Consider the following 25636-nt stretch of genomic DNA (forward strand, 5'->3'; position numbering starts at 1 on the left):
CCTCGGAGCGGGCCGTTCGGATGCGAGAACGGGCAGCTCATCGCTGTCCCCTCGGGTTGAACGTCGAGACAGCCGCGAGCTGCTCGAACAGCCGCCGTTCCTCGTCCGTCAGCCGGGGCGGCACCATGATTCGCACCTCGGCGAACAGGTCGCCGGGAGTGCCGCGCGGGTTCGGCAGCCCCCGGCCGCGCAGCCGCAGCCGCCGGCCGCTGGATGTGCCCGGGGGCACCTTGACCTTGGCCTCACCGCCCGGGGTGTCGACGGCGACGGTCCCGCCGAGCGCCGCCTCCCACGGGGCGACCGGAAGGTTGACGTAGATGTCGCGCCCCTCGACCCGGTAGCGGGAGTGCGGCGCGATCCTGACGATCAGGTAGAGATCCCCGGCGGGGGCTCCGTCGCTGCCCCGGCCTCCCTGCCCGGCCAGCCGGATGCGCTGTCCGTCGGTCACTCCGGCGGGGATGTTGACCTCGATCCTGCGGCCGCCCACGTTGATCGAGCGGCGGCCGCCCCGGTAGGCCTCCTCGACGGTCAGCGGGATCTCGGCCTCCTGGTCGGCTCCGGGAATCGGGCCCCACCCGCGGCCCGCCCGGCCCCCTCTCCCCGCGAACAGTCCTTCCAGGAGGTCGTCGATGTCGACGCCCTCCCCGAACTCGGCCCCCGGCCCGAACCCCGCCGGGCCGCCCTGGCCGGCCCGGCCGCCCTGCGCCGCCCTCCGGCCGCCTCCGGCGCGCATCCGCGACCACGTCTCCGGGTCCATGTCCTCGGGCACCTGGCGGAAGCCGGGACCGAACGCGTCGTAGCGGCGCCGGGTCGCGGGGTCCGACAGGACGCTGTAGGCCTCCGAGATGTCCTTGAAGCGATCCTCTGCCGCCGGGTCCTTGTTGACGTCGGGGTGGTTCTCCCTGGCGAGCTTGCGGTAGGCGCGCTGGATCTCCTCCTGGCTCGCGCCCCTGGGCACCCCGAGGGTCTCGTAGAAGTCGCGGGCCGGCGGCATCATTCCGCCTTGGACACCACGACCTGCGCGGGCCGTAGCTGCTGCTCACCGTCCCCGTACGCCGGTCGTATCACCCGCAGGATCGTCCCGTCGGGGGCGCCTTCCTGCGCGAGGACGGCCACCGCCTCGTGCCTGGCCGGGTCGAACGCCTTCCCGGTGTCGTCACGACGCGGGTAGCCGAGGCGGGCGAGCACCTCCAAGGCCTGGTCCCGGATCACCCGCAATCCCTCGACGATGGGGGCGGGTTCGGTCTCGGCGTGCTCCAGGGCGCGTTCCAGGTTGTCCAGCACGGGCAGCCAGACACCGGCCGCCCGCGCGCGCTCCTCCTGCCGCACCCGATCCGCGTCCCGGCTGACTCTCTTGCGCAGGTTGTCGAGGTCGGCCAGGGCGCGCTTCCAGCGATCCTCCAGGTAGGCGACCTGGGCCTGGAGCTCGGCGGTGTCCGGAGCCGTGCCCGAGGAGGCGTCCTGGGCCGTGCCCGGAGCCTCCTCCTGCCCGGCCGGTGATCGTGCGGCCTGGGGTTGTGCGGTCTCTTCCCGCTCGGATGGGTCACTCATCGGTCGTGAACTCCGCGTCGATGACGTCGTCGGTCCCACCGCCACCGCCTCCGCCTCCACCGCCGCCACCGGCCCCACCCTGGGAGCCGGCCGCGGCCCCGCCGGCGAACGCCCCGGCGGCGGCACCGAGACTCTGGTAGACCTGCTGCAGGTCGTTGGCCAGGGACTGAAGCCGGTCGAGCGACATGTCCTGCTGCTTGATCGCCTGGCGGGCCTCGGACACGAGCATCTCGGCCCGCGCCTTCTCGTGGACGGGAACCGCCTGCCCCAGCTCGTTCAGGCGGCGCTCCACCTGGTAGGCGATGCTGTCGAGCGCGTTTCGCGCGTCGACCATCTGCCGCAGCCGCCGGTCCTCGTCCTGGTGCTGCTCGGCCTCCCGGACCATCCGCTCGATCTCGCCCTGGTCGAGGGTCGAGCTCTCGCTGATGGTGATGCGCTGCTCGGCGCCGGTGTCCTTGTCCCGGGCGGAGACGTTCAGGATCCCGTTCGCGTCGACGTCGTAGGTCACCTCGATCTGGGGCTCGCCACGCGGCGCGGGCCTGATGTTCTCCAGCCGGAACCGGCCGAGGACCCGGTTGTCGGCGGCGCGCTCGCGCTCGCCCTGGAGCACCACGACGTCGACGGCGTTCTGGTTGTCCTCGGCGGTGCTGAACACCTCGGTACGGCGGGCCGGAATCGTCGTGTTGCGTTCGATGACCTTGGTCATGATCCCGCCGAGCGTCTCGATGCCGAGCGAGAGAGGGGTCACGTCGAGCAGGACGACGTCCCTCAGCTCACCCTTGATGACGGCCGCCTGGATCGCGGCCCCCAGGGCCACGACCTCGTCGGGGTTGACCGTCATGTTCGGTTCCTTGCCGCCGGTCATGCGGCGCACCAGGTTCTGCACGGCGGGCATCCTGGTCGAGCCGCCTACCAGGATCACCTCGTCGATGTCGTTGGCGGTGAGCCTCGCGTCGGCCATGGCCTGCTCGACCGGGCCCCTGCACCGCTCCAGGAGATCGTTCGTGATCTCCTCGAACGTCGCCCGCCTCAGCGTGGTGTTCAGATGTTTGGGGCCGGTGGCGTCCGCCGTGATGAAGGGCAGGCTGATCTGCGTCTGGGTGACCGAGGACAACTCGACCTTGGCCTTCTCCGCGGCCTCGAACAACCGCTGCAGGGCCTGGGGGTCCTGGCGCAGGTCGATGCCGGTGTCCCGCTGGAACTCGTCGGCGAGATAGTCCACGATGCGCCGGTCGAAGTCGTCGCCGCCCAGATGACCGTCACCCGCGGTCGACCGAACCTCGACGACGCCCTCGCCGACGGTGAGGATGCTGACGTCGAACGTTCCACCGCCCAGGTCGAAGACGAGCACGGTCTCGTTCTCCTTGCGGTCCAGGCCGTAGGCCAGAGCGGCGGCGGTCGGCTCGTTGATGATCCGCAGCACCTCCAGACCCGCGATCTTCCCGGCGTCCTTGGTCGCCTGGCGCTGGGAGTCGTTGAAGTAGGCGGGCACGGTGATGACCGCCTCGGTGATCTTCTCTCCGAGGAACTTCGAGGCGTCGTCAACGAGCTTGCGCAGGACCAGCGCGGATATCTCCTCGGGCGCGTACAGCTTGTCCCGCACCTTGAACCGGACCGCCCCGTCCGGGCCCGGCACCACGTCGAAGGACACGGCCTGCTGCTCGGTGGTGACCTCGTCGTAACGGCGTCCGATGAAGCGCTTGGCCGAATAGATCGTCCCCTTCGGGTTGAGGATCGCCTGCCGCCGGGCCAGCTGCCCCACCAGGCGCTCGCCGTCCTCGGTGAAGGCGACGACCGACGGCGTCGTCCGCGACCCTTCGGCGTTGGGGATCACCGTGGGCTTGTCGCCTTCCATCGTGGCTATCACCGAGTTGGTGGTGCCGAGGTCGATCCCGACTGCTTTAGCCATGCTGACCTCCAGTGTCCGCTGTAACGCCGACACTTGTCCTTCGGAGGCGCCTCCACATCCTCAAACCTGGTAGTTCTGGCCCTCCCGGTCACTCGTCCGGGTGGCCGAGCCGCGGGGCGGAAGGCTCAGGGTGGGAAAGCGCGGCGACGGCGGGCGAGTGGCCGGGCATCACGGCCGGGTGTCTTCGTCGCGTGGAGGTCTCCCGCTATGTCTGCTGGGGTATGCCGGCCTCGAGCAGCCTGCGCGCCTCGGCGACGCGGTCGGCGGTGGCCAGCAGTTCGTAGCGATGGGCGGCGATCGAGCTGGCGGACAGGAAGTCCCGCTTGCCTCCCGTCATCGCGTGGCCGATCAGCCCGAAGAGCGCTCCGGCTATCGCACCCCAGATCAGGGCCCACAGGACCAGCAGGAAGGGGAACGCCCCCGGCGTGAAGATCGCGAGGAACAGACCGATCAGCAGGCCGATCCAGGCGCCCGACGCCGCTCCCATTCCCGCCGCGCGCAGGTAGGTCAGCCGCCCCAGCACCTTCTCGACGAGCCGGAGGTCCGTTCCGACGATCATCGTGTGCTCGACCGGGAACTTCTGGTCCGACAGGTAGTCCACGGCCCGCTGCGCCTCCACGTAGGTGTCGTAGGAGATCACTGGTTCATAGCCGGTCAAGGTGGTGTCGTAAGGCCGCATGGCGCCTTCTCTCCACGGGTGAGTCATACCCCCACCGTGGCCGCGCCGTGGCGGCCGCACATCCCCAGGTCTGGTAGTCAGGCCGTGTTGAGCGGCTCCGGAGCCTCCTCCGCGGCCAGCTTGGCCGCCCGGCGCTTGACCAGCAGCGTGGTCGTGACGCCGCACAGCACCGCGAGCGCCAGCCCCACCCAGGAGAAGCCCTTGAGCCACTGCTCGGCGACCCTGCCCAGGTAGTAGATGACCGCGGTGGTCCCGCCCGCCCAGGCGATCCCGCCGAGCACGTTGGCGACCAGGAACCTCCAGTACGGCATGCGCAGCGCACCCGCGAGCGGACCGGCCAGGATGCGCAGCAGCGCGACGAACCGGCCGAAGAACACCGTCCACATGCCGTAACGCGCGAAGTAACGCTCGGCCTTGGCAATGTGGTCCGGGCCGAAGTGCTTGGGGAACCTGCGGCCCAGCCTGTCGAACATGGGCTTGCCGCCCTTGCGGCCGATGGCGTAGCCGATCGAGTCGCCCACGACGGCTCCGACGCTGGCGCAGACCCCGACCCAGAGCGGATCGACCACGCCCTTCGCCGCCAGCAACGAGGAGCTGACCAGGACGATCTCCCCCGGCAGCGGGATGCCCAGGCTCTCCAGCCCGATCACCAGCCCGACCAGAACGCAGACCCACACGGCCGGAATCGTCTGAAGCCACTCGTCGACATGCATGCCCGCCACTTTATTGCGTCGCCCAGGTCACCCCCGCCCTGACACCAGGCCGTGCCGGAAGCCGTGGGTGCCGCCTGCCCGGCCGCCGTGACGTCACATGACCTCGCGGATCGCGGTGTGGGCCGCGTCCCGCATCACGGCGTGCAGCACCGCGTTGGGCTCCCTGTCGGTGCGGGCCTCGACGATCCGCAGGCCCTCCCCGCGCAGGGCCTTGGGCAGCTGGTCGGGCTCGCTCACGAAGGAGTACGGGGTGCCGGTGGCGGCGGCCACGTGAGCCAGGTCCACCCCGTGCGCGGTGCCGAAAACCCGTTCGAACGGGTCGCGCAGCGCGGCCTGGGGCAGCAGCGAGAAGATCCCGCCCCCGTCGTTGTTCACCACGACCAGGCACAGGTCGGGGCGGGGTTCGCGGGGGCCGAGGATCAGCCCGTTCTGGTCGTGCAGGAAGGTCAGATCACCCAGCAGGGCGTAGGCGGGGCCGTTGTGCGCCAGCGCCGCCCCCATCGCGGTGGACACCACCCCGTCGATCCCGGCGGCACCCCGGTTGGCCAGGATCCGCAGTCCCCGCCGGGGACGCATCGCCTGGTCCAGGTCGCGGATCGGCATGGAGGAGCCGGAGAACAGCAGGGACCCGTTGGGCAGCATGTCCGCCAGGTCGCGGGCCAGGCGCGGCTCGCTGAGCCCGGAGCCGTCCAGCACCTCGTCGATCGCGATCCTGGCCGCCGTGTCGGCGCGGCGCCAGGAGTGCAGCCAGGTGTCGGTCCCCGCCGCGACCGGGATCTCCACCGCCTGGGCCACCTGGGTGGCCGAGCGGGTCGGGTCGGGCCAGTGCGTCAGGTCGGGGGCGACCACGATGTGCTCGTCGGCGTGTTTCAGCCAGTTCAGCAGCGGCCGGGACAGGCTGGGGCGGCCCAGCGTGACCACCACCTCGGGCCGGTGCCGGTCGGCGAACTCCGGGATGCCGAGCAGGAAGTGGTAGGCCGCCATCGCGTGGTCCCCGTAACGGGCGCCGCCGTTCGGCTCCGACAGGACCGGCCACCCGGCCATTCCCGCCGCCGCGACGTATCTGCGCACGTTGGACGCGCCGTCGCCGACGACCAGCACGCCTCGCCGGGTCGGCGGCAGGTGCAGCGCCACCGCGGGAGGCGCCACCCGGGCGCGGACCCAGGGCCCGTTGGCGTCGCCTTCCAGGGACTCGCACCAGGAGGTGTCGCCGTCGGGGATCAGCGGCTCGCGGAAGGCCAGGTTCAGGTGGACCGGGCCGGGGTCGGACGGGCCCAGCGAACGCTGGTAGGCGCGGCAGGCCAGCGAACGCCAGTAGGCGACCTGTCCGGGACGGTCTTCGGGCACGCCGACCTCGCTGAACCAGCGGACCGCCGTGCCGTACAGCTTGATCTGGTCGACGGTCTGGCTGGCGCCGGTGTCGCGCAGCTCGGGCGGCCGGTCGGCGGTGAGCAGCAGCAGCGGCACCCCCGACTCGTGCGCCTCGATGACCGCCGGGTGAAAGTTCGCCGCGGCGGTGCCGGAGGTGCAGATCAGGGCGACCGGACGCTCGGCGCGCCGGGCCAGGCCCAGCGCGAGGAAGGAGGCCGAGCGCTCGTCGATGCGCACGTGCAGCCGGATCCGGCTGTCGGCGTGCGCGGCGAGGGCGAGCGGGGTCGAACGCGAACCGGGCGCGAGCACCACGTCGGTAAGGCCGCACCGCACGAACTCGTCGACCAGCACGGTCGCAAGCGCGGTAGCGGGATTCACCGCACTGCCTCCTTAGTTCGTCGCGCTGTCGACCGCGCTCACCTGGACGCTCGCCGGCTCGGGACGTGCCTCGCCGGTCACCCGCTCACCCGTTCCCGACCCGACACGCTCCGTGCTCACGATCGTTTCGTCCTTTCCGCTGCGCCGGGGCGCCCTCGGCCGTTATCCGGCTTGTCCGCACTAACCTTACGACTGTGATGACCGGTCCCATGCACACGGAGTCGCCTTCCCTCCAACGGGAGCTGCACGCCGTCACGCTTCCCCCCGGGCCCGAGCTGTTCCAGGCCGTGGGCGCGGCGCTCGACGGCCGCGGCCCCGCCGTGCTGCCCCTCTCCCCCGCGCTGCCGGCCCCGGCGCTGCGGGCCACGCTCGACGCGCTGCGCCCCACGCACGTCAACGGGGTACGGCACGAGCACGGTGCGGGTGTGCCACCGGAGGTGGCCGTGGTCATCGCCACCAGCGGTACGACCGGAGTCCCCAAGGGGGTCCAGCTCTCCGCCGCCGCCCTGCGCGCCTCCGCCTCGGCCTCGTTGCGCCGCCTGGACGTACGGCCCGGCGAGCGCTGGCTCTGCTGCCTGCCGCCCTCCCACATCTCCGGCCTGCAGGTGCTCGTCAGGGCACTGCTGGGCGGGACCGATCCGATCGTTCACGACGGATTCTCTCCCGAGGCGGTGCTCGCCAGCGGCGCCGATCACGTCTCCCTGGTGCCGACCCAGCTCCGCCGGCTGCTTCCGGCGGACCTCTCGGTTTTCCGGACGATCCTGCTCGGTGGCGCCGCCGCTCCCCCGGACCTGCTCGCGGCGGCCCGGGCCGCCGGTGCGCGGGTGGTCACCACGTACGGCATGAGCGAGACCTGCGGCGGGTGCGTCTACGACGGCGAGCCCCTTGACAATGTAGATCTCAAAATCGGCGACGACGGCCGGATCCGTGTCGCCGGCTCCATGCTGTTCTCCGGCTATCGTCTCCGTCCCGATCTCACCCGCGCCGCCCGCGACGGCGATTGGTTCCTCACCTCCGACCTCGGTTCCCTGACCGGCGGACGACTGCGCGTGCTGGGCCGGGCCGACGACGTCATCAACACCGGCGGTGAGAAAGTCGTCGCGGCGGCCGTGACCGCCGTCGTGGCCGAGCATCCCGCGATCACCGACGCCGCCGTGGTCGGCCGCCCCGACCCCGAATGGGGCGAGCGGGTGGTCGCCGCCGTCGTCTCTTCGGCGCCCCCGTCCCTGGCCGAGCTCCGTGCCTTCGTCAAGGAGCGTCTCCCTGCCTACGCCGCCCCCGCCGAGCTGGTCGTTCTACCGGAATTACCGCTTTTGCCCAACGGCAAGCCAGACCTCGAAACCCTCCGTTATGGTCTCCAGCAGGAACCATAAGGGTGCTCTCCCACGTCAAAGAGGTAGCCGCAACAGAGCCGCAGCAGAAAGGACGAGCTCGATGAACGTAACCCGCGAAACGTGGGTCTCCGCCGCGATCGTCGGCGCGGTCCTCGCCGGCGGCATATCCGTCACGGCGGCGGCCACTGCCGGCAAGGGCGGTGACCCCGCGCCGGGGGTCCTGCGGGAGACGAGCCGATCAGCTTCCGAGAATTTACCGGCCTCCCCGGACAAGACCCCGCCCCCGGACAGTAACGTGGTCTCCGAGGACCTCAATCCGAACCCGAAGCAGATCGTGGGCTACTGGACCAAGGACCGCATGAAGAAAGCGGAACCGTACCCCATGCCCATGATCGAGGGCCCGGTGGACGTGACCGAATAAGCCATGCCCAGGCGCCCTTGACGGGTGGGTCGCGGTCACGGCGATCCACCCATCATATTTTCCCCGTCAAGTCGGGAACAGAAAGTTCTTGTATGGGGTTATTGGTACGGGTGCGCAGAGCGGCCCGCGCCGCCCCACTCCACAACCTGTAACCAGACGACTCCGTGATGGAGGAGGTGTCCTCATGCCCCAAACCGCCGTGGCGACCTCATCTGAGGCCCCGACGACCCTCGAACAGCTCCTCGACCGAGGGCGAGTCCAGGGCCACCTTTCACTCGCGGAGCTGCGTCACGCCTTCGCCGAGGCAGGGATCAGCCCCACCGAGGGCAGGTCGATCTTGCGGGATCTCACCGAGGCGGGCGTCAGCCTGGCAGCCGAGGACGAGCCCACGCTCGCGGCCGCCACCAAGAAGTCCGCGGCCAAGACCACTCGCAAGACGGCCACCCGCAAGGCCAAGGCCGCTCCCAAGGCCACCACGCCCAAGGCCACGCCCAAGACCACCGCCGGGGCCGCCCCCGCGAAGCAGGCGGCGACCGCGGCCGACGAGCCCGCTCCCAAGGACCTGAAGGACCTCAAGGACATCGACCTGGAGCTGGACGACGAGGAGTGGACCGCGGCCAACGAGGCCGAGCTGGAGGATGAGGGCGAGCCCACCATGGACCTGGACGACCAGTCCTCGGTCATGGGTGACTCGGTGCACACCTATCTCAAGTCGATCGGCCGCCGCACGCTGCTGACCGCCGCACAGGAAGTCGAGCTCGCCAAGCGGATCGAGGCCGGCCTGTACGCCGAGTCCAAGCTGGAGGGCGAGCCGGGCCTGTCCCCCGACATGCGTGACGACCTGGAGTGGGTGGCCGAGGACGGCCGCCGCGCCAAGGACCACATGCTGGAGGCCAACCTCCGCCTGGTCGTCTCGGTCGCGAAGAAATACACCGACCGCGGCATGGCCCTGCTCGACGTGGTCCAGGAGGGCAACCTCGGCCTGATCCGCGCGGTGGAGAAGTTCGACTACACCAAGGGTTACAAGTTCTCCACCTACGCCATGTGGTGGATCCGGCAGGCCATCCAGCGCGGCTTCGCCGACTCCGCCCGGACCATCCGCCTGCCCGTTCACGTGCTGGAGATGCTCTCCAAGCTGTCGCGCGTCGAGCGCGACATGCACCAGCGACTCGGCCGCGAACCCACGCCCGAGGAGCTGGCGGTCGAGCTGGACAAGACTCCCGACCAGATCGAGGAGCTGCTGCGCACCAGCCGTCAGCCGATCAGCCTCAACGCCACCATCGGCGAGGACGGCGAGACCACCATCGGTGACCTCATCGAGGACGTCGACTCGCCCGAGGCCTCGGAGGTGGTGGACCGGCAGCTGCTGGGCGAGCAGCTGCGTGGCGTGCTCGGCAACCTCTCCCCCAGGGAGGCCAAGATCATGGCCCTGCGTTTCGGCCTCGTCGACGGCAAGCCCCACACCCTCGACGAGATCGGCAAGCACCTGGGCCTGACCCGCGAGCGCATTCGCCAGCTTGAGAAGGAGTCCCTGTCCAAGCTGCGCCATCCCAGCAACACCCGTCCGCTGCTCGACTGGGCCAGCTGACCGGTCTGGGCGCCGCCGCGACCCTCGTCCGCGGCGGCGCCTTCGCATGTCCGCTCCGCCGTCACAAGCCGTCGCGAGCTGTCATGAGCCGCCGTGAGCCGGCACAAGTCGTCATGAGCTGTCATGAGCCACCGTGAGCCGCCGTGAGCCGGCACAAGTCGTCATCGGGCGGTGTCCGCGACCGTCCGGCACGGCCTCCGACGCCGCTCGCGGCCCCGGCGCCGGATCTCAGCCCGGGACGTCGCCGGAGTCCGCCGGGCGCAGGACCTCGGCGACCGCGGCGGTGTCCCAGTAGAACGGGTGGATCTCGGTGATGAGCCCGTCCTTGATGGTCATCAGCTGCATGACCCAGGTCTCCAGGCTCCGGCCGGTGCCCCGGGCACGCAGGCGGCCCCGGTTCCTGATCACGACGGTGTCGCCGTCGACCACGTACTGCTGTTCCAGGAATTCCAGAGACTCCCATGTCTCGCTCATCGCCGCCAGGAAGCCCTCTATGCCCTGTGGCCCGCGCCACGTGCCCCCATAGGGCAACCCGGGCGCCTGATACATCACGACGTCGGGGTGCAGGCACTCGGCGAGCCGGTCGAAGCTGGCCTTGCCGAGGCCACCGGCGGCGATGTAGGCCGCCTCCTCGACGAAGAACCTCTCCAGCACGGCCAGGGAGTCCCCATGCGACCGCCCGTCCGGGTACGGCGCGGCGGCGGGGGCCGGGGACGGCGTTCCGTCAGTTGTCTGCTCGGTGATCATGTCTCGATGGTGCCCGTTCGAGCGGGCCGGGGGCTGGCGACAATCGGACGTGGAGACGCGGGTATGTCCGCCCCTGGTCGTGAGCGCTCGGGAGCCTCCTTCGGAGGGCCGGTCAGCCGAGCGCCCGGGCCAGCACGATTCCCCCGACGATGAGCGCGAGCGCCGCGAGCCGCCCGGCGTTCATCGGGTCGCCGTGCAGCGCGACCCCCAGCCCGATGGCGCCGACGGCGCCGATGCCTGTGAATACGGCGTAGGCCGTGCCGACGGGAAGGGTCTGCATGGACTTCGACAGCAGCCAGACCGCGACGGCCGCCAGCGCGAAGCAGATCACCGTGGGAATCGGCCGGGTGAAACCCTCGGTCGGCTTGATGCTCTGCGACCAGGCGATCTCCACCAGGCCGGCCAGAACGAGCAGGACCCAGCTCATCGCCCGGCCAGCTTTCCGGCAAGCTCCGCGGCGAGTTCCAGGGCGGCGGCGTAGGACTTCTCGTGCGTGTCCCGCCGGCCGGCCAGCGCCGGGTCGATCAGCGAGTTGGTCAGCTCGGCGTGGACGAACGTGACGTCGTCGACGCCGAAATGCCCCAGGAAGAAGTCGCGCAGGTAGCGCTCCTCGTGGTCGAAGGACTCTCTCGGGGTGCCCGGGCCGTAGGCTCCCCCTCGCGCGCCCGCGACGACGAACGACCGGCCCTTCAGGTTCATCTTGGGGAAGGTCACCCGGTCGATCCAGGCCTTCAACGTCGCGGGAACCGAGTAGTTGTACATCGGCGTGCCGATCAGCACGATGTCGGCGGCCTCCAGCTCGGCGATCAGAGGCTCCGTGATCGCCCAGGCGGCGGCCTGCCCGGGGGTCCGCACCGCCTCCCGGTAACGGCCGATGTCGGTGATCTCCTGGGCCAGGACGTAGTAGCACAGCTCGGTCCACGCCTCGTCGATGTGCGGAACCGGGTCGGCCGCGAGATCCCGGTAGGTGTATCCACCCTCGGGGTCGGCCTCGCGCCACGTCCGGGCGAACACGTCCGACAGGGTGCGGGAAAACGACGCGCGGCGGGCACTGGCGTCCAGGTGCAGCAGGTGACTCATGACTCCCCAATCCTCAAAGCGGACGATCTGTCCACTTAGTCACCGTAACACCAGGCGGACACGATGTCCACTTATTTGGGCCGAGGGCGTACGCCGCCTCCGGGCGCTCCCGGAAAACCCCCGGAAAAAAGAAAGCACCCACCACGAAGTTCGTGGTGGGTGCGGAAAGCGGCGACCCGAGGAGCGCGGCGACGACCGGGCGCGGGACCCGGCGATCACCTACGCACGGCGACGGCCCGGCATGGAAACCGGCTCCTCACCGGCGCGCGGCGACAGGCGGGGCGCCGGGCGCGGACGACCGTCAGGACGCGGCGACGACCGGGCGCGGGACGCGGGCGATGCCGGTCAGGCGGTTCTGCTCGCGGAGGGTGCGCAGACGGTCGACCTCGGCGGTCCACTCGGCGCCCTTCGGGGTGGCCTTGCCCTTGCGGCGGCGGATCCGGTCGTCGTAGGCCCGGACACCGAACGTCGCCCGCTGGTTGGCCTCGGCCGCGCGCAGGGCCTCGGTCAGCGCCTTGTCAAAGGCCAGGCCCGCGGCCCGGAGCTCCTCGGGAGAGGTCGAGACGGACTGCGCCCGGCGCAGCACGGCCTCCGCCGCACGCGCCTTCTCCAGAAGCTCGGGGAAGCTCTTCCCGACCTCCTGGTCAGCGTGGTAACGAACCTCCGCCTCCCGGCTCACGCTCGGTCGGAAAAACGCCATCGTCTACCCTTTCTCACCCATCGCCGGGTCTCCGGCAGATCACGGCCGGCCCGCTCGTCCCAGGCCCGCACCTTCGAACCGAAAGGCCGGAAGGGCCGGCCCGCATCCCCGTAGCCTACGCGCTCCGCCTCCACCTCACACACTCAGCGTCGCCCCGTCCGGCGCGTCTGCCTTTACGCAGTAAGGTCAGGGATGACAGGATGCCCCCATGCCTGCCAAGCGACCGCCCATCCCCCTCTCCAGAGAACGCATCCTTGAGGCGGCCCTGCACATCGCCGACAGCCAGGGGCTGCGGCGGCTGACGATGCGGCGGCTGGGCGACGCGCTCCAGGTCGAGGCGATGGCCATCTACCACCACCTGCCCCGCGGCAAGGAAGCCCTCATGGACGCGCTCGCCGAGCACGTCACCACCATCCATGTCGAGCCGGGCGCGACCTGGCAGGACAGCGCGAGGGCATGGTGCCGGGCGAGCCGGGCCGCGCTCAGGGAGCACCCAGGGGTGCTGGCCCTGGCGCTCACCAAGCCCGCCAAAGGACGCGCGGCGATCGCCATACGGGAGCAGATCGACCAGCTCGCCGACGCCGGGCTCGCCGACGCCGCCCAGGCCGTGCGGACGTTGCGGGCCTACGTCTTCGGCGCGGTGGCGGTTGAGGTGCAGCAGTCGGGCTGGGCCGAACCGGCGGGCGACGACGAACCGTGGCGGCCGCCGTCCAAGGGCGGGGGCAGCGCGGCGGCCGACGCCGACTTCGAGCGCGGCCTGAGCGCGCTCCTGGCGGGCCTCGGCACCACCTGAACCGCGTCAGGAAGTCGTAACCGATCGTTTACCGGACGGGCGGCGTGTCGCGCTTGGCCTGTTATGAGTCGATGAGGCATGCTGTGCTATAGGTCACACCCCCGAAAGAGCCCGCAAGACTCACCCTCTCCGAGTTCGCAAACAGTCCTAACGGGCTATGTCGCAGGGTGCGATCAGATCGCACACTTGATCTGCTTGATGTGCGGGCCTCACCGTTCGAGGCGCGCATGGCCATACGTCAACCATCAGATGCTCGTCTCCCCGTCATACGCGGGAACGGGCCCCATCGGGGGCGGTGCCGCCGCTGCCCGACGGCGGTCCCGGCGAGCCGACAAGAGAAATTCGGAGGCACGCCGATGTGCCCGCACCAGCCGTCCTGCCCGCCCGCCGAGGCGCTGGACCGCGAAGCCGCCCGGACGATGGCGTCCCACCCCGAGCAGGGGTGGAGCCTGCTCTGCAACGGTGTCGTGCTGTTCGAGGACACCGGTGAGCTTCTGCCCGACGGCGCCGTCATCGAGCCGCACCGGCCGTTGGCCGGCGTTTCCTGACCGTCACGCCGAGTCCGGCCGCATCCTCGCCTCGAGCCACTCCGCGACGACCCCGCCCACCCGGGCGGGGTCTTTCTTGAAATCGTGCCCCTCACCCGGCAGCACCACCAGACGTGCCGCGTCCGCCTCGTCCGGAACGCCGAACGGGTCACGGTCCCCGCTCACCACCAGCACGTCCACACCGGCCGCGCGTAACTCCTCCGCTCGGGACCGCTCCGGCTTGCCCGGCGGGTGCAGCGGGAAGGCCAGCGCGACCACCGCCTCGGCCTTGACCGCGAGAGCCGTACGGCAGGCGACCCTGGCTCCGTTGCTCCGCCCTCCCTGGACGAGCGGCAGTCCCGGATAGCGCCCTCGAAGCTCGGCCACCAGCGCCGTCCAGGCCTCGTCCTGTTTCACCGCCGACCCGGGCGCCCGGGCGCCCCGCATCCGGAACGGCTGGAGCACCCGCGCGACCACCCCGCCGACCCCCGCCGCGGCGTCCCGTACGGCGAGCAGGTCCGGAGCGTCCACTCCCCCGGCGGAGCCGTGGGTGAGCACCAGCAGAAAACGCGGGTCGGCGACCTCGTCGACTTCCGCCAAGGCCGGACCGTGCGGGGTCATGATCTCCATGGGGGCACCGTACTCCGGGTGGACACGGATCTAGTCCTAACGACCGATGCCAAAACCCGCCCGTTGGCGGAAAATCGGCACGTGCAGGATCACCAAGATATCCGACAGGACATGCGTGCCACGATCGAGGCCCGGCGAGACCTCGGCCCGGAGTACGAATCCGCGCTCGTGGAGTCGTTCGTGGAACGCCTCGACGCGACCATCGCCGCCCGTGTGCGGGCCGAGGTGCACGCCGCCGGAGGCGGGCCGTACCCGCAGCGGCCTCCGAAGAAGAGCAGCAACGGCTCCATTCCGATCGCGCTGGGCTCCATGGGCATCGGCGTCCCGCTGACCGCCATCGCCGCGGGCGCGGCGGGAACCGCGGGGCTCCTGATGGCCTGGGGCGGCATCGTGGCGATCAATGTCGCCCACGCGATCGGCCGCTGGCGCGACCGCGACTGAGACCGCCGCACCGCGGCCACCTCGAGACCCGATCAGCTGCCACGATTCGCCCGGCCCGCTCTCCAGCCGGGCCGAGCCGCGCCCGCGGCCCGCTCTCCAGCCGGGCCGAGCCGCGCCCGCGGCCGCTCAGATGCCGCGGTTCAGCCGGAGACGGACCTCCTCGGCCAGGTCCTCGTCGGGGCTGTCCAGGCCGTAGCGCCACACGTGCTCGGCGTCTTCGTCACGGCCTCTCAGTGGGAGCGTGCGGGCCAGGAGCTCGATGGCCAGGGCGCTGGTCTCGGCGTCCCCGCCCTCCTCGACGGCCCCGGTGAACTCCGCGCATGCCAGCTCCAGGTGCGCGATGCCGAGCAGCACCCGCAGCCGGGGCACCTCCTCCACATCCGGCACCGAGAGCGCCTCCAGAAGCGCTTCCGCGGCCCCGCCAGGCTCCCCCTCCCCCAGCAGAAGCTCGGCCAGCCGCTGGGCCGCGTGGGAGGCGATCTGCGGATCGGCGGTGGCCAGTGCGGCTCGCAGCGCCTCCTCCGCCTCCCGCTGTTCCGTGGCGAGCCGGGCGAGCGCCATGTGCGCCAGCGGGACGTAACCGGGGTTGCCCAGGCCCAGCGCGGCCTGCCAGGCGGCCCGTGCCTGGTCGAGCAGCTCTTCCCGCTCGAAGCTCTGTGCGAGCAGGCAGGCGGCCTGGGCGGCGAACTCCGGGTGCCCGGTCGCCAGCGCGGTGCGCGCGGCCGCCCGGGCGCCCGCCACGTCTCCGCGCTCCTGGAGCACGACCGCCAGTCCCACCGCCGCCTGCGCCCGGTCGGGCTCCTCGGTGTCGGCGGCCAGATCCGCGAAAATCGCCGCGGCGCCGTCGAGATCGCCGTCCTCGGCCAGCTTCCGCGCGGTGTCCAAGGGACGAGTCTCCACCTCTGGCATGCGGGGTCCTCTCCGGGTAAAAGGAATGCCCCGAGCCTAACGACTCGGGGCCACGCTCGTCCCAGACATGTGGTGTGCGGCTCGCGCCGCCAGGCGCGAGCCGCAGGGGTGGACCGGCCGGATCAGTCCTCGTAGGCCGAAAGCGGCGGGCAGGAGCACACGAGGTTGCGGTCACCGTAGGCCTGGTCGATGCGGCGGACCGGCGACCAGTACTTGCCCTCGCGCAGGGCGGGCACCGGATAGGCCGCCTCGGTCCGGGTGTAGGCGTGACCCCACTCGTCGGCGACCAGGCAGTCGGCCGTGTGCGGGGCGTTGCGCAGCGGGTTGTCCGTCTTGTCGTACGCCCCGGAGGCGACCTTCCCGATCTCCTCCCGGATCGCGATCATCGCGTCGCAGAACCGGTCGAGCTCGGCCAGGTCCTCGCTCTCGGTCGGCTCGATCATCAGCGTGCCGGCCACCGGGAAGGACATGGTCGGCGCGTGGAAACCGTAGTCGATCAGGCGCTTGGCCACGTCGTCCACGGTCACGCCGGTCTCCTTGGTGATCTGGCGCAGGTCGACGATGCACTCGTGGGCGACCAGGCCGCCGCGGCCGGTGTAGAGGACCGGGTAGTGCGGGGCGAGCCTGCGGGCCAGGTAGTTGGCCGACAGGATGGCCTGCTCGGTGGCCGCCTTGAGGCCGTCGGCGCCCATCATCCGGATGTAGGCCCAGGAGATGGGCAGGATGGCCGCCGAGCCGTACGGCGCGGCCGAGACCGGGCCGACCGCCGAGTCCTCGCGCAGCGGGTGGCCGGGCAGGTAGTCGGCGAGGTGCGCGCGGACCGCGACGGGGCCGACACCGGGGCCGCCGCCACCGTGCGGGATGCAGAAGGTCTTGTGCAGGTTCAGGTGGGAGACGTCCGCCCCGAACTCGCCCAGCTTGGCCAGGCCGACCAGCGCGTTGAGGTTTGCGCCGTCGACGTAGACCTGGCCGCCGGCCTCGTGGACCAGATCGCAGATCTGGGTGATGGTCTCCTCGTAGACCCCGTGCGTGGACGGATAGGTCACCATGATCGCGGCAAGCTGGTCGCGGTGCTTCTCGATCTTGGCGGTGAGGTCGTCGATGTCGACGTTGCCGTTGTCGTCGCAGGCGACCACCGCGACGCGCATGCCCGCCATGACGGCGCTGGCGGCGTTGGTGCCGTGCGCGGAGGACGGGATCAGGCAGACGTCCCGGCCGGACTCGCCGCGCGCCTTGTGGTAGGCGCGGATGGCCAGCAGACCGGCGAACTCACCCTGGGAGCCGGCGTTGGGCTGGATCGACACCGCGTCGTAGCCGGTGACCTCGGCCAGCCAGTTCTCCAGCTCCTTGATCAGCTCGACGTAGCCCCTGGCCTGGTCCTCCGGAGCGTAGGGGTGCAGCCCGGCGAACTCCGGCCAGGTGATCGGCTCCATCTCGGTGGTCGCGTTGAGCTTCATGGTGCACGAGCCCAGCGGGATCATCGACCGGTCGAGCGCGATGTCCTTGTCCTGGAGCCTCCGCAGGTAGCGCAGCATGGCCGTCTCCGACCGGTGGCTGTGGAACACCGGGTGGGTCAGGTAGTCGCTGACGCGCGTCAGGGAGGCGGGCAGCGCGTCGTGTGTCGCGGCGTCCAGGTCGGCCAGGGCCGCGCCGCTGACCTCGAAGGCGGCCAGGACCTGCTCCAGGTGGATGAGCTCGGTCTTCTCGTCGCAGGTGACGCCCACGTGGTCGGCGTCGACCAGGCGCAGGTTGACCCCGTTGTCGAGGGCCGTGGCGACGATCTGGGCCGCGCGGCCGGGCACGCGGGCCAGCACGGTGTCGAAGAAGGTGTCGTGCACGACCTCGACACCGCCCTGGCGCAGGCCCTCGGCGAGCACGACGGCGTGCCGGTGGACGCGCCGGCCGATCCGGCGCAGGCCCTCGGGGCCGTGGTAGACGGCGTACATGCCCGCGATCACCGCGAGCAGCACCTGCGCGGTGCAGATGTTGCTGGTCGCCTTCTCGCGGCGGATGTGCTGCTCGCGGGTCTGCAGCGCGAGCCGGTAGGCGGGGCGCCCGTCGGCGTCCTGGGAGACTCCCACCAGACGGCCGGGCATCTGCCGCTGCAGGCCGTCGCGGACCGCCATGTAGGCCGCGTGCGGGCCGCCGAAGCCCAGCGGGACGCCGAAGCGCTGCGAGGAGCCGATCGCGATGTCTGCGCCGAGCTCACCGGGCGCGGCGAGCAGGGTGAGGGCGAGCAGGTCGGCGGCGGCGATCACCTGGGCGCCGCGCGCGTGGGCGGCGTCGGCGATGGCCCGGAAGTCCCTGACCAGGCCGCCGGCGCCCGGGTACTGCACGAGAACGCCGAAGCACTCGGGGAGCTCGGCGGTGAAGTCGCTCTCGACCAGCTCGATGCCGAGCGGCTCGGACCTGGTGCGCAGCACGGCCTTGGTCTGCGGCAGCGCGTCGGCGTCCACCACGAAGACGTTCGACTTGGAACGGCCGGCGCGGCGGGCCAGGGTCATCGCCTCGGCGGCGGCGGTGGCCTCGTCCAGCAGGGAGGCGCCCGCGACGTCGAGCGCGGTCAGGTCGGAGATGACCGTCTGGAAGTTGATCAGGGCCTCCAGGCGGCCCTGGGAGATCTCCGGCTGGTAGGGCGTGTAGGCGGTGTACCAGCCCGGGTTCTCCAGGAGGTTGCGGCGGATGACGGCCGGGGTGATGGTGTCGTGGTAGCCCAGGCCGATCATCGAGGTGAGCACGCTGTTACGCCCGGCCAGGGCACGCAGCTCGGCGATGGCCTCGGTCTCGCTGGCCGCCGGGGGCAGGTTCAGCTGGTCCTTGACCCGGATCGCCTCCGGCACGGCCACCGCGATCAGGTCGGCGGTGGAGGCGAATCCGACGGCCTCCAGCATGCGGGTCTGGTCGGCGTCGGCGGGCCCGATATGACGGGTCGAGAACGGTGGGGAGGTGAGTTCGCTGAGCGGTGACAGGTCGGTCATGGAAAGCCTCCTGAGGCGGTGGAGACCGGCGCTGGGCGCGGGCGTATGCCGAATCTCCCCCTCTGTCATCTCAACCTGAGAGATTCGCCTTCCCTCCCGGGAGGCTTTCACCGTCGGTGAGACACGCCTGGCGGACGCATCTGCTTTCCAGAGTCGCCTCGTCCGCGCGGTACAGGGTGCCTGAGAGATTCCGGGGAGGTTGCTCCTTCGGCGCCCCGATCATGTCGGGGTCTCTCCCGCGCGGTGTCAGCAGCGATACCAACCTTACCCGGTGCGGCGGGCCCTGCGACGACGCGCCAACTCATCTGTGTGGTGATCTCCTAAAGGGCCCTGGCCGGACTCCGCCCGCTCACCGGGAAGATCCGCGAGGGAACCCTCCACCTCCTGCCAGACCCGGCCGAGCGCGATGCCGAAGACTCCCTGACCGCCTTGGAGGAGGTCGATGACCTCGTCGGGCGAGGTGCACTCGTAAACGCTCACCCCGTCGCTCATCAGGGTGATCTGCGCGAGGTCGTTGACGCCGCGGTCGCGCAGGTGCTGCACGGCGATGCGAATCTGCTGGAGGGAGACACCGGTGTCGAGCAGCCGCTTGACGACCTTGAGCACCAGGATGTCGCGGAAACCGTACAGTCGCTGGGAGCCCGAACCCTGGGCGGCTCTCACAGTGGGCTCCACCAGTCCGGTGCGCGCCCAGTAATCCAGCTGCCGATAGGTGATATCGGCCGCCGCACAGGCGGTGGGGCCTCGGTATCCGATGTCGGCGGGCAGTTTCACCGGTTCCCCGTCGAACAGCAGACCCTCTTCACCCGCGCGCTGGCGTGCCGACTGGCGCCGTTCCGGGTCATCCTGATCGGCGTTTCTACCCTCGCCGCTGCTGACCGCCACGCGGACCTCCGGCTTTCTCTCATCCCGCGGCCTGATCTGGGGGTTTGTGCACGACCGCGGGTTTCACTTGCACCGTAGGACTGGGGCCAAGCTCAGTCAACGACCCCACCCGGCGCGTCGTGAAGCGTAAATGCACCGAAATTCCTACCCCGCGCGACCGAAGTCTTCGGGCGTGATCGTGTCAAGGAATTCCCTGAACCTCTCCACCTCGTCCTCCTGGTCGTCGGAGATGATCACCCCGGCTTCCCGGACCACATCCTCGCTGGCGAAAATACGCGCGCCGGTGCGCAACGCCAAGGCGATCGAGTCTGAGGGACGGGCGCTCACCTCTACCCCGTTGGAGAACACCAAATCGGCAAAGAAAATCCCGTCACGGAGCGCGACGATGTTCACCGTGCTCAGCCGGACACCGAGCGCGTCGAGCACATCGCGGAACAAGTCATGGGTAAGGGGCCGGGGTGGTGGCTCCTCGGCCTGAGCCATGGCGATCGCCGTCGCCTCGGTCATGCCGATCCAGATCGGCAGATAGCGCTCCCCATGCACCTCCTTCAGCAGAACAATCGGCTGGTTGGAGGGCATCTCAACCCGAACCCCCACGACCTCCATCTGCAACACGGGCTGCTCCGTCTTCGCTGGATTACGACCGGTTTGTTCAACGTAACACTCGTGGGGGTACGAGTGCCTGGTCAGGTTCTCAACGGCCCAGGATCCCACGAACGCCGGAACGTAGCAGGGAGGCGTGTAAATCCAGGAGGAGGCCGGAAATCTCCCTGGCCGTCTCGTCGGCCTGGTCGATGGCGCCGGGTCCCCGGCGGCGCAGCAGGGGTGCGATGGCCTGCTCCACGAGCCCGGCCTCGCGCTCGGCCGCCGCCTTGACCGCCCGCAGGTGGCGCGCATGCAGCCCGAAGGCCGCGAGAGCGCCGACACTGCGGGCCACGGCCAGCGCCTCTGCGTCGTAGTAACGCGCCACGGCGGCCAGCAGGCCGAAGTCCTCAAGCTCGGTGAGGGTCTCCTCGCTGAGCTCCGCGGCGGCCAGCAGCTCCTCGCGGGTGAGGCGGACCTCGCGGGGCGCGTCGTCGGGGACCGCGCGGGGCCGGGCGACCGGCCGATCCTCGCGATCGGCCGCCTCGAGATGATCCTTGATCACCCGCAGCGGCAGGTAACGATCACGCTGCTCGCTGAGGATGTAGCGAAGCCGCTCGACATCGGCGTAGGTGAACTTCCGATAGCCGGAGGGACTTCGCTGCGGCTCGATCAACCCCTCGCCCTCCAGGAAACGAATCTTGGAGATGCTGACATCGGGGAACTCGCCCTGTAAGAGAGTGAGCACCTCCCCGATGCTCATGTGCGCACGAGCGGCCTGCGAGCTCATCATCCTCCAGCGGCACCGCGGGTGAGGAAGACCAGGCGGAACTTGCCGATCTGCACCTCGTCCCCGCCGTACAGCGGGACCTCCTCGATCCGCTCGCGGTTCACGTAGGTGCCGTTCAGGCTGCCGACGTCGCGGACGGTGAACACCCCGCCGGCACGCCGGTAGAACTCCACATGACGGCGCGAGACGGTGATGTCGTCAAGGAAGATGTCGCTCTCGGGATGGCGGCCCACGGTGGTGAGATCGCTGTCCAGCAGGAAACGGCTGCCCGCGTTGGGACCACGCATGGCGACCAGCAGAGCAGTGCCCGGGGGCAGCTGCTCGACGGCCTGCCGCTCGGCGAGAAGCGTCTCTCCGGTCTCCGCCTCATACGCCTCGATCCCGGAGAGGGAGATCGTGGAAGTGCTGTCTCCGGGTGAGTCGAACTTGGTCAGCGGCGACCCGCATCGTGAACAGAAACGGGCATCCTCAGGGTTGGCATGACCGCACTGCGTGCAGTAGACGCTCGGCATCGATCGGCTCGGCCTCCTACCGCGAAGACGCGGCAACGGTACTCAGGGATGCGCGCCTCGCTTCTTCGCTTCTCAAGTATTTTCTCAGACTGCGAATGCCGCAACTTACACTACTGAGACGCAAAGATCAAGGCTGACGCTCGACCGAGGGTTCGGTCGGTGACAAAGCTACAGCCGCGCGGTGTCCCCGGTCCATGTCGCCGCGCTGGGTTTACCGCACTCCGCTCCACGGTACCGGCCGTCCGGCTCCGGATCACCGGCCGTCCGGCCGGCCCGCCTCCTCAGGTTCCCGTCGCCTCCTCCACGACCCGGGCCCAGCGCTCCAGCAGGCTCTGCGCGGAGTCGACGTCGGCGCCCTCGGCCCACAGATGGGTGACGGCCTCGGCCGGGTCGGGCAGCACCAGCACCCAGCTTCCGTCTTCGGCGACGACCCGCACTCCGTCGGTGGTGTCGATGCGGCCGTGCTGGGCGGCCTCGATGACCGAGCGCATCACCACCCCCTTGGCCGCCCACGGCGTCGGGACGGTACGGCGCAGCAGCTTGGCCTCGGGGATCCTGGCGTCGATCTGGCTGAGCGACAGCCGTGTCCTGGCGACCAGCCCGAGCAGGCGCAGGAACACCGCCAGGCCGTCCACCGTGGGACCGAACTCGGGCACGACGAAGCCGCCCCGCCCGTCCGCCGCGAAGATCATGTCCTGTCCCCGGGCGGCCGCGGTGAGCGCGTCGATCGCGGTGGAGGTCCATTCGACCTGCACCCCGTGGAACCGGCAGACCTGCTCGGCCACGCGGGTGGTGGTGACGGGCAGCGCCACCCGGCCGCCGCACCGCTCGGCCGCGACCAGGTCCAGCACCACCAGCAGGGCACGCTCCTCACTGATCAGCTGGCCCATCTCGTCCACCAGCGCGACCCGCTCCCCCACCGGGTCGAAGCGCACCCCGAAGGCCGCCCTGGAGGAGCTGACGAGCTCTGACAGGCGCTGCAGGTCGCGGCGGCGCTCGGCGAGGGTCTCGGTGGGCGAGGCGTCGTCCAGCCGGTTGTTGACGGTGAGCACGTCGACCCCGACCCTGCCGAGGAGACTGGGCAGCACCAGTGAGGAGGTACCGCCCGCGCAGTCGACCACGACCTTCATGTCGGCGTCGCGGACCCCGCGTATGTCCACGCAGCGCAGCAGCTCGTGGGTGTAGTCTTCGATCGCCCTGGCGGGGAAGACGAGCTCGGCGATCTCGCCGGGGAAGGCCCGCCGGAACTCCTGCCGGGAGAAGACCCGGTCCAGTTTGCGCTGGGCCCCCTGGGACAGGTCGGCGCCGTGCTCGTCCATGAAGACGATGTCGACGCTCTGCGGGTCGCCGGGGGTGGTCCGCAGCGCGATGCCGCCGACGGCGTTCTCCCTGGCGGTGTGGAAGCGGGAGACGGGCAGCGGGGCCGCCTCCAGGTCGACCACGTTGATCGCGCTGGCGTTCAGCGCGCTGATCACGGCCCGCTTCAGCGCCCGTGCGGCGCGGGAGGAGTCGCGGGAGGTGATGACCGAGGCGCCCTTCTTCAGGGTGGTGGCGTAGGCGCTGGCCAGCCGTACGCACAGCTCGGGGGTGATCTCCACGTTGACCAGACCGGACACTCCCCGCGGGCCGAACAGGTTGCGCTGGCCACGCGGCTCCCAGATGACGCTGGTGTTGATCACCGCCCCCGCCTCGACGGTCTTGAACGGATAGATCTTGACCCCGGAGGAGACGTAGGCCTCGGCCTCGATGATGCACTCGTCGCCGACGACGGCGCCCTCCTCGATCCTGACGCCGTTCATCAGGTCGGTGTTCTTGCCGATGACGCAACCGCGCAGGTGGGCGCTCGGCCCGACGTAGACGTTGTCGTGGATCACCGCGCGGTGCAGGAAGGCGCCCTCGCGGACCACCACGTTGCTGCCCAGCACGGTGTATTCGCGAAGCTCGGCCCCCGCCTCGACCTTGGCGTAGTCGCCGACGTAGAGCGGGCCCTTGAGCACGGCGTCGGCGTCCACCGAGGCTCCTTCGGCCACCCAGATGCCGGGTGAGACCTCGAAGGCGTCGATGTCCACCTTGACCCGCCCGGACAGCACGTCGGCCTGGGCCTTGAGGTAGCTCTCGTGGGTGCCGACGTCCTCCCAGTAGCCGTCGGCGACGTAGCCGTACAGGGGGGCGCCGCGCTCCAGCAGGCGGGGGAAGACGTCCGCCGACCAGTCGACGGACTCCCCCGCGGTGATCTCGTCGAGGACCTCCGGCTCCATCACGTAGACGCCGGTGTTGACGGTGTCGGAGAAGACCTGGCCCCAGGTGGGTTTCTCCAGGAAGCGCTCCACCCGGCCGTGATCGTCCACGATGACGATGCCGAACTCCAGCGGGTTGGGGACGCGCTTGAGCCCGATGGTGACCAGCGCGCCGTTCTCGCGATGGAACCGGATCATGTCACTCAGGTCGATGTCGGTGAGCGCGTCACCCGAGATGACGAGGAAGCGGTCGTCACGGAGCCTGTCCGCGGCGTTCTTGACGCTGCCGGCGGTTCCGAGCGGGATGTCCTCGGTGGCGTAGTACAGGCTCATGCCGAGCTCGTCGCCGTCGCCGAAGTAGTTGCGGATCAGTGCCGCCAGGAACTGCACGGTCACCACGGTCTCGGTGAGCCCGTGCCGTTTCAGCAGGCGCAGCACATGCTCCATGATCGGCCGGTTGATCACAGGCAACAGAGGTTTGGGCTGGTTCGCGGTCATCGGCCGGAGCCGTGTCCCTTCCCCGCCCGCCATCACGACGGCCTTCACGAATCACCTCTTAAGGCGTTTGGCTCCTCTGATGAGCTGACGCACCTGTACCCAATACAGCACCCCCGACCACCAATACAGCCCCGTGCCCCAGATGGCGAGCGACCAGCCGACAATTCTGGCGGGTTCCGCGTACCAGGCCTCGTGGTGGGCCAGGAAGAGCAGCGGGAAGGCGTAGAGCAGGTTGGCGGTGGCGGCCTTGCCGAGGAAGTGCACCGGCAGCGCCGGGCCGTACCCCAGGCGGCGCAGGATGACCGGGATGCCCAGCAGCATGACGTCCCGTAGCGGGATCGCCAGCGCCAGCCACCAGGGGATGATGTCGCGCAGGGCCAGGCCGAGCAGGGTGGCCAGGATGTAGAGCCGGTCGGCCAGCGGGTCGAGCAGGCGGCCGAGCCTGCTGGTCTGGTTCCACGCTCGGGCGATCTTGCCGTCGAGCCAGTCGGAGAAACCGGCCAGCATCAGCAACGCGACGGCCCAGCCGTCGGCCTTGGGCCCCAGCACCAGCCACAGGAAGACCGGCACGCCGAGGAGCCTGGCCAGGCTCAGCGCGTTGGGAACCGTCCAGATTCGATCCTCGGCTCCCGATGCTTCCGGATTCACCGGTTTATCTCCCCTCCCCGTACTTGATGCCGACCCTACCTGTGCGGGACTCGCGAGAATCGCATCCGTCTTCCGGCCGACGTTCCAGCATCGCGCCAGGGGGTCCCGGCCTCCTCACCGCGGTGGGGCACAGGCACGGCTCCGCGGGGCCCGTCCGGCGTCCCGGAGCGCCCGGCGGGCGATCCGGGCCGCGAACGCCGAAGGCGCCACCGCGGCCCCGGGGGACCGCGGTGGCGCCTTCGGCGTGGGCTCAGGAGCGGCGTACGGCCGCGCGGGGCGACCAGGCCCAGATCAGCACGGCCACGGTCAGCCCGAACAGGATCAGGCCGCTGGGCACGTGGGTGCCGAGCATCTCCCAGCTGAAGTGCTGGCCCATGCCGATCAGGAGCAGGCCGAGGCTGGCGAGCGCGGGCCACCCGGCGCCCCGTCCCGGCCGCCAGACCAGCACGGCCGCGACGATCTGCAGCAGCGCGATCAGGTGCACCACCATCCCGGCCATGACGTGGGTCTCGGCCAGGTCTCCCCCGCCCTGCACGGCACGGCCGGCGAACGCCGCCGCCACGACCAGGCCGACCGCCTGTGCGGTGACCAGGATGCGCAGGCCGTACAGCAGGCCCGCGGAGACGGGGCGGCCCTGTGCCGTGGGCGGCTGGGCGATGACCTCCCGCATGGGATGTGTCCTTCCTCTGGTGAGTGGTTCGGACACATCGTGGTCGTGGAAGACACGGCGGGTCG

The 25636-nt window shown here is 70.4% G+C and carries 26 protein-coding genes and 1 riboswitch; of the genes, 6 read left to right on the forward strand and 20 right to left on the reverse strand.

From position 1 onward, the window contains the following. Positions 1 to 37 precede the first annotated feature (37 nt). The 6 genes from ACFY2X_RS17095 to menD form a co-directional block, all read right to left on the reverse strand. The gene (locus tag ACFY2X_RS17095) at positions 38 to 994 is read right to left on the reverse strand and encodes a DnaJ C-terminal domain-containing protein (protein WP_389939087.1); all 957 of its coding nucleotides are present in this window, start codon (positions 992 to 994) and stop codon (positions 38 to 40) included. Further along, on the reverse strand, positions 994 to 1551 hold the full coding sequence (locus tag ACFY2X_RS17100; protein ID WP_389939089.1) for a nucleotide exchange factor GrpE: 558 nt from the start codon (positions 1549 to 1551) through the stop codon (positions 994 to 996). The genes ACFY2X_RS17095 and ACFY2X_RS17100 overlap by 1 nt, the downstream gene beginning before the upstream one ends. Then, complete coding sequence (dnaK, locus tag ACFY2X_RS17105; protein ID WP_389939091.1) at positions 1544 to 3460, reverse strand: molecular chaperone DnaK; 1917 nt, start codon at positions 3458 to 3460, stop codon at positions 1544 to 1546. The genes ACFY2X_RS17100 and dnaK overlap by 8 nt, the downstream gene beginning before the upstream one ends. 205 nt (positions 3461 to 3665) lie before the next feature. Continuing rightward, positions 3666 to 4139: a general stress protein gene (locus tag ACFY2X_RS17110; RefSeq protein ID WP_389939093.1), complete on the reverse strand. Its 474-nt coding sequence runs from the start codon at positions 4137 to 4139 to the stop codon at positions 3666 to 3668. A 77-nt stretch (positions 4140 to 4216) separates the two neighbouring features. Continuing rightward, positions 4217 to 4852: a DedA family protein gene (locus ACFY2X_RS17115; protein WP_389939095.1), complete on the reverse strand. Its 636-nt coding sequence runs from the start codon at positions 4850 to 4852 to the stop codon at positions 4217 to 4219. Positions 4853 to 4945: 93 nt separating this feature from the next. After that, positions 4946 to 6601, reverse strand: coding sequence for a 2-succinyl-5-enolpyruvyl-6-hydroxy-3-cyclohexene-1-carboxylic-acid synthase (menD, locus tag ACFY2X_RS17120; protein WP_389939097.1), 1656 nt, complete (start codon positions 6599 to 6601; stop codon positions 4946 to 4948). A 197-nt stretch (positions 6602 to 6798) separates the two neighbouring features. Here menD and ACFY2X_RS17125 point away from each other — a divergent pair, with 197 nt between their 5' ends. The 3 genes from ACFY2X_RS17125 to ACFY2X_RS17135 all read left to right on the forward strand — a co-directional run bounded on the left by ACFY2X_RS17125 (position 6799) and on the right by ACFY2X_RS17135 (position 9944). Further along, positions 6799 to 7974: an AMP-binding protein gene (locus ACFY2X_RS17125; protein ID WP_389939222.1), complete on the forward strand. Its 1176-nt coding sequence runs from the start codon at positions 6799 to 6801 to the stop codon at positions 7972 to 7974. Positions 7975 to 8035: 61 nt separating this feature from the next. Beyond that, positions 8036 to 8356 carry a hypothetical protein gene (locus tag ACFY2X_RS17130; protein WP_389939099.1) on the forward strand — a complete coding sequence of 107 codons (321 nt, stop codon included), beginning with the start codon at positions 8036 to 8038 and terminating at the stop codon, positions 8354 to 8356. A 184-nt stretch (positions 8357 to 8540) separates the two neighbouring features. After that, complete coding sequence (locus ACFY2X_RS17135; RefSeq protein WP_389939101.1) at positions 8541 to 9944, forward strand: RNA polymerase sigma factor; 1404 nt, start codon at positions 8541 to 8543, stop codon at positions 9942 to 9944. A gap of 228 nt (positions 9945 to 10172) precedes the next feature. Here the strand turns inward: ACFY2X_RS17135 and ACFY2X_RS17140 are convergent, their stop codons facing one another. The 4 genes from ACFY2X_RS17140 to ACFY2X_RS17155 all read right to left on the reverse strand — a co-directional run bounded on the left by ACFY2X_RS17140 (position 10173) and on the right by ACFY2X_RS17155 (position 12471). After that, positions 10173 to 10691, reverse strand: a complete 519-nt coding sequence (locus tag ACFY2X_RS17140) for a nuclear transport factor 2 family protein (RefSeq protein WP_389939103.1) — start codon at positions 10689 to 10691, stop codon at positions 10173 to 10175. 112 nt (positions 10692 to 10803) lie between these two features. Beyond that, positions 10804 to 11118: a DMT family transporter gene (locus ACFY2X_RS17145; RefSeq protein ID WP_389939105.1), complete on the reverse strand. Its 315-nt coding sequence runs from the start codon at positions 11116 to 11118 to the stop codon at positions 10804 to 10806. Next, positions 11115 to 11771: an FMN-dependent NADH-azoreductase gene (locus ACFY2X_RS17150; protein WP_389939107.1), complete on the reverse strand. Its 657-nt coding sequence runs from the start codon at positions 11769 to 11771 to the stop codon at positions 11115 to 11117. Before ACFY2X_RS17150 ends, ACFY2X_RS17145 begins: the two co-directional genes overlap by 4 nt. Positions 11772 to 12072: 301 nt before the next feature. Then, positions 12073 to 12471, reverse strand: a complete 399-nt coding sequence (locus tag ACFY2X_RS17155; RefSeq protein WP_389939109.1) for a hypothetical protein — start codon at positions 12469 to 12471, stop codon at positions 12073 to 12075. Between the two features lie 208 nt (positions 12472 to 12679). Between ACFY2X_RS17155 and ACFY2X_RS17160 the strand changes: the two genes are divergently transcribed. Both ACFY2X_RS17160 and ACFY2X_RS17165 read left to right on the forward strand, forming a co-directional pair. Further along, positions 12680 to 13264: a TetR/AcrR family transcriptional regulator C-terminal domain-containing protein gene (locus tag ACFY2X_RS17160; protein WP_389939111.1), complete on the forward strand. Its 585-nt coding sequence runs from the start codon at positions 12680 to 12682 to the stop codon at positions 13262 to 13264. Between the two features lie 356 nt (positions 13265 to 13620). After that, the gene (locus ACFY2X_RS17165) at positions 13621 to 13812 is read left to right on the forward strand and encodes a DUF5999 family protein (protein ID WP_389939113.1); all 192 of its coding nucleotides are present in this window, start codon (positions 13621 to 13623) and stop codon (positions 13810 to 13812) included. Positions 13813 to 13815: 3 nt separating this feature from the next. Here the strand turns inward: ACFY2X_RS17165 and ACFY2X_RS17170 are convergent, their stop codons facing one another. After that, positions 13816 to 14421 (reverse strand): alpha/beta family hydrolase, encoded by a 606-nt coding sequence (locus ACFY2X_RS17170; RefSeq protein WP_389939115.1) that lies wholly within the window; start codon positions 14419 to 14421, stop codon positions 13816 to 13818. Between the two features lie 111 nt (positions 14422 to 14532). On the opposite strand from ACFY2X_RS17170, the gene ACFY2X_RS17175 reads away from it, so the two are divergent. Beyond that, the gene (locus ACFY2X_RS17175; RefSeq protein ID WP_389939117.1) at positions 14533 to 14862 is read left to right on the forward strand and encodes a hypothetical protein; all 330 of its coding nucleotides are present in this window, start codon (positions 14533 to 14535) and stop codon (positions 14860 to 14862) included. 126 nt (positions 14863 to 14988) lie between these two features. Here ACFY2X_RS17175 and ACFY2X_RS17180 read toward each other — a convergent pair whose 3' ends face one another. From ACFY2X_RS17180 to ACFY2X_RS17220, 9 genes are all read right to left on the reverse strand, one after another. Beyond that, positions 14989 to 15771: a tetratricopeptide repeat protein gene (locus ACFY2X_RS17180; RefSeq protein ID WP_389939118.1), complete on the reverse strand. Its 783-nt coding sequence runs from the start codon at positions 15769 to 15771 to the stop codon at positions 14989 to 14991. A gap of 122 nt (positions 15772 to 15893) precedes the next feature. After that, positions 15894 to 18749, reverse strand: coding sequence for an aminomethyl-transferring glycine dehydrogenase (gcvP, locus tag ACFY2X_RS17185; protein WP_389939120.1), 2856 nt, complete (start codon positions 18747 to 18749; stop codon positions 15894 to 15896). A gap of 157 nt (positions 18750 to 18906) precedes the next feature. Next, a riboswitch (glycine riboswitch) is annotated at positions 18907 to 18998 on the reverse strand. A 15-nt stretch (positions 18999 to 19013) separates the two neighbouring features. Continuing rightward, on the reverse strand, positions 19014 to 19634 hold the full coding sequence (locus tag ACFY2X_RS17190; RefSeq protein ID WP_389939122.1) for a MerR family transcriptional regulator: 621 nt from the start codon (positions 19632 to 19634) through the stop codon (positions 19014 to 19016). Positions 19635 to 19778: 144 nt separating this feature from the next. Then, positions 19779 to 20249, reverse strand: coding sequence for a bifunctional nuclease family protein (locus ACFY2X_RS17195; protein WP_389939124.1), 471 nt, complete (start codon positions 20247 to 20249; stop codon positions 19779 to 19781). Between the two features lie 79 nt (positions 20250 to 20328). Further along, positions 20329 to 20964, reverse strand: a complete 636-nt coding sequence (locus tag ACFY2X_RS17200) for a MerR family transcriptional regulator (protein ID WP_389939126.1) — start codon at positions 20962 to 20964, stop codon at positions 20329 to 20331. Positions 20965 to 21005: 41 nt separating this feature from the next. Then, positions 21006 to 21518, reverse strand: a complete 513-nt coding sequence (locus tag ACFY2X_RS17205; RefSeq protein WP_389939128.1) for an FHA domain-containing protein — start codon at positions 21516 to 21518, stop codon at positions 21006 to 21008. Positions 21519 to 21799: 281 nt separating this feature from the next. Further along, entirely contained in the window at positions 21800 to 24301 is a 2502-nt protein-coding gene (locus tag ACFY2X_RS17210; protein ID WP_389939130.1) for a sugar phosphate nucleotidyltransferase, read from the reverse strand. Between the two features lie 3 nt (positions 24302 to 24304). Continuing rightward, positions 24305 to 24901 (reverse strand): CDP-alcohol phosphatidyltransferase family protein, encoded by a 597-nt coding sequence (locus ACFY2X_RS17215; RefSeq protein WP_389939132.1) that lies wholly within the window; start codon positions 24899 to 24901, stop codon positions 24305 to 24307. Between the two features lie 250 nt (positions 24902 to 25151). Continuing rightward, positions 25152 to 25571 carry a hypothetical protein gene (locus ACFY2X_RS17220; RefSeq protein WP_389939134.1) on the reverse strand — a complete coding sequence of 140 codons (420 nt, stop codon included), beginning with the start codon at positions 25569 to 25571 and terminating at the stop codon, positions 25152 to 25154. Positions 25572 to 25636 lie beyond the last annotated feature (65 nt).

The organism is Streptosporangium sp. NPDC000396 (genome assembly GCF_042898655.1).
GTDB lineage: Bacteria > Actinomycetota > Actinomycetes > Streptosporangiales > Streptosporangiaceae > Streptosporangium.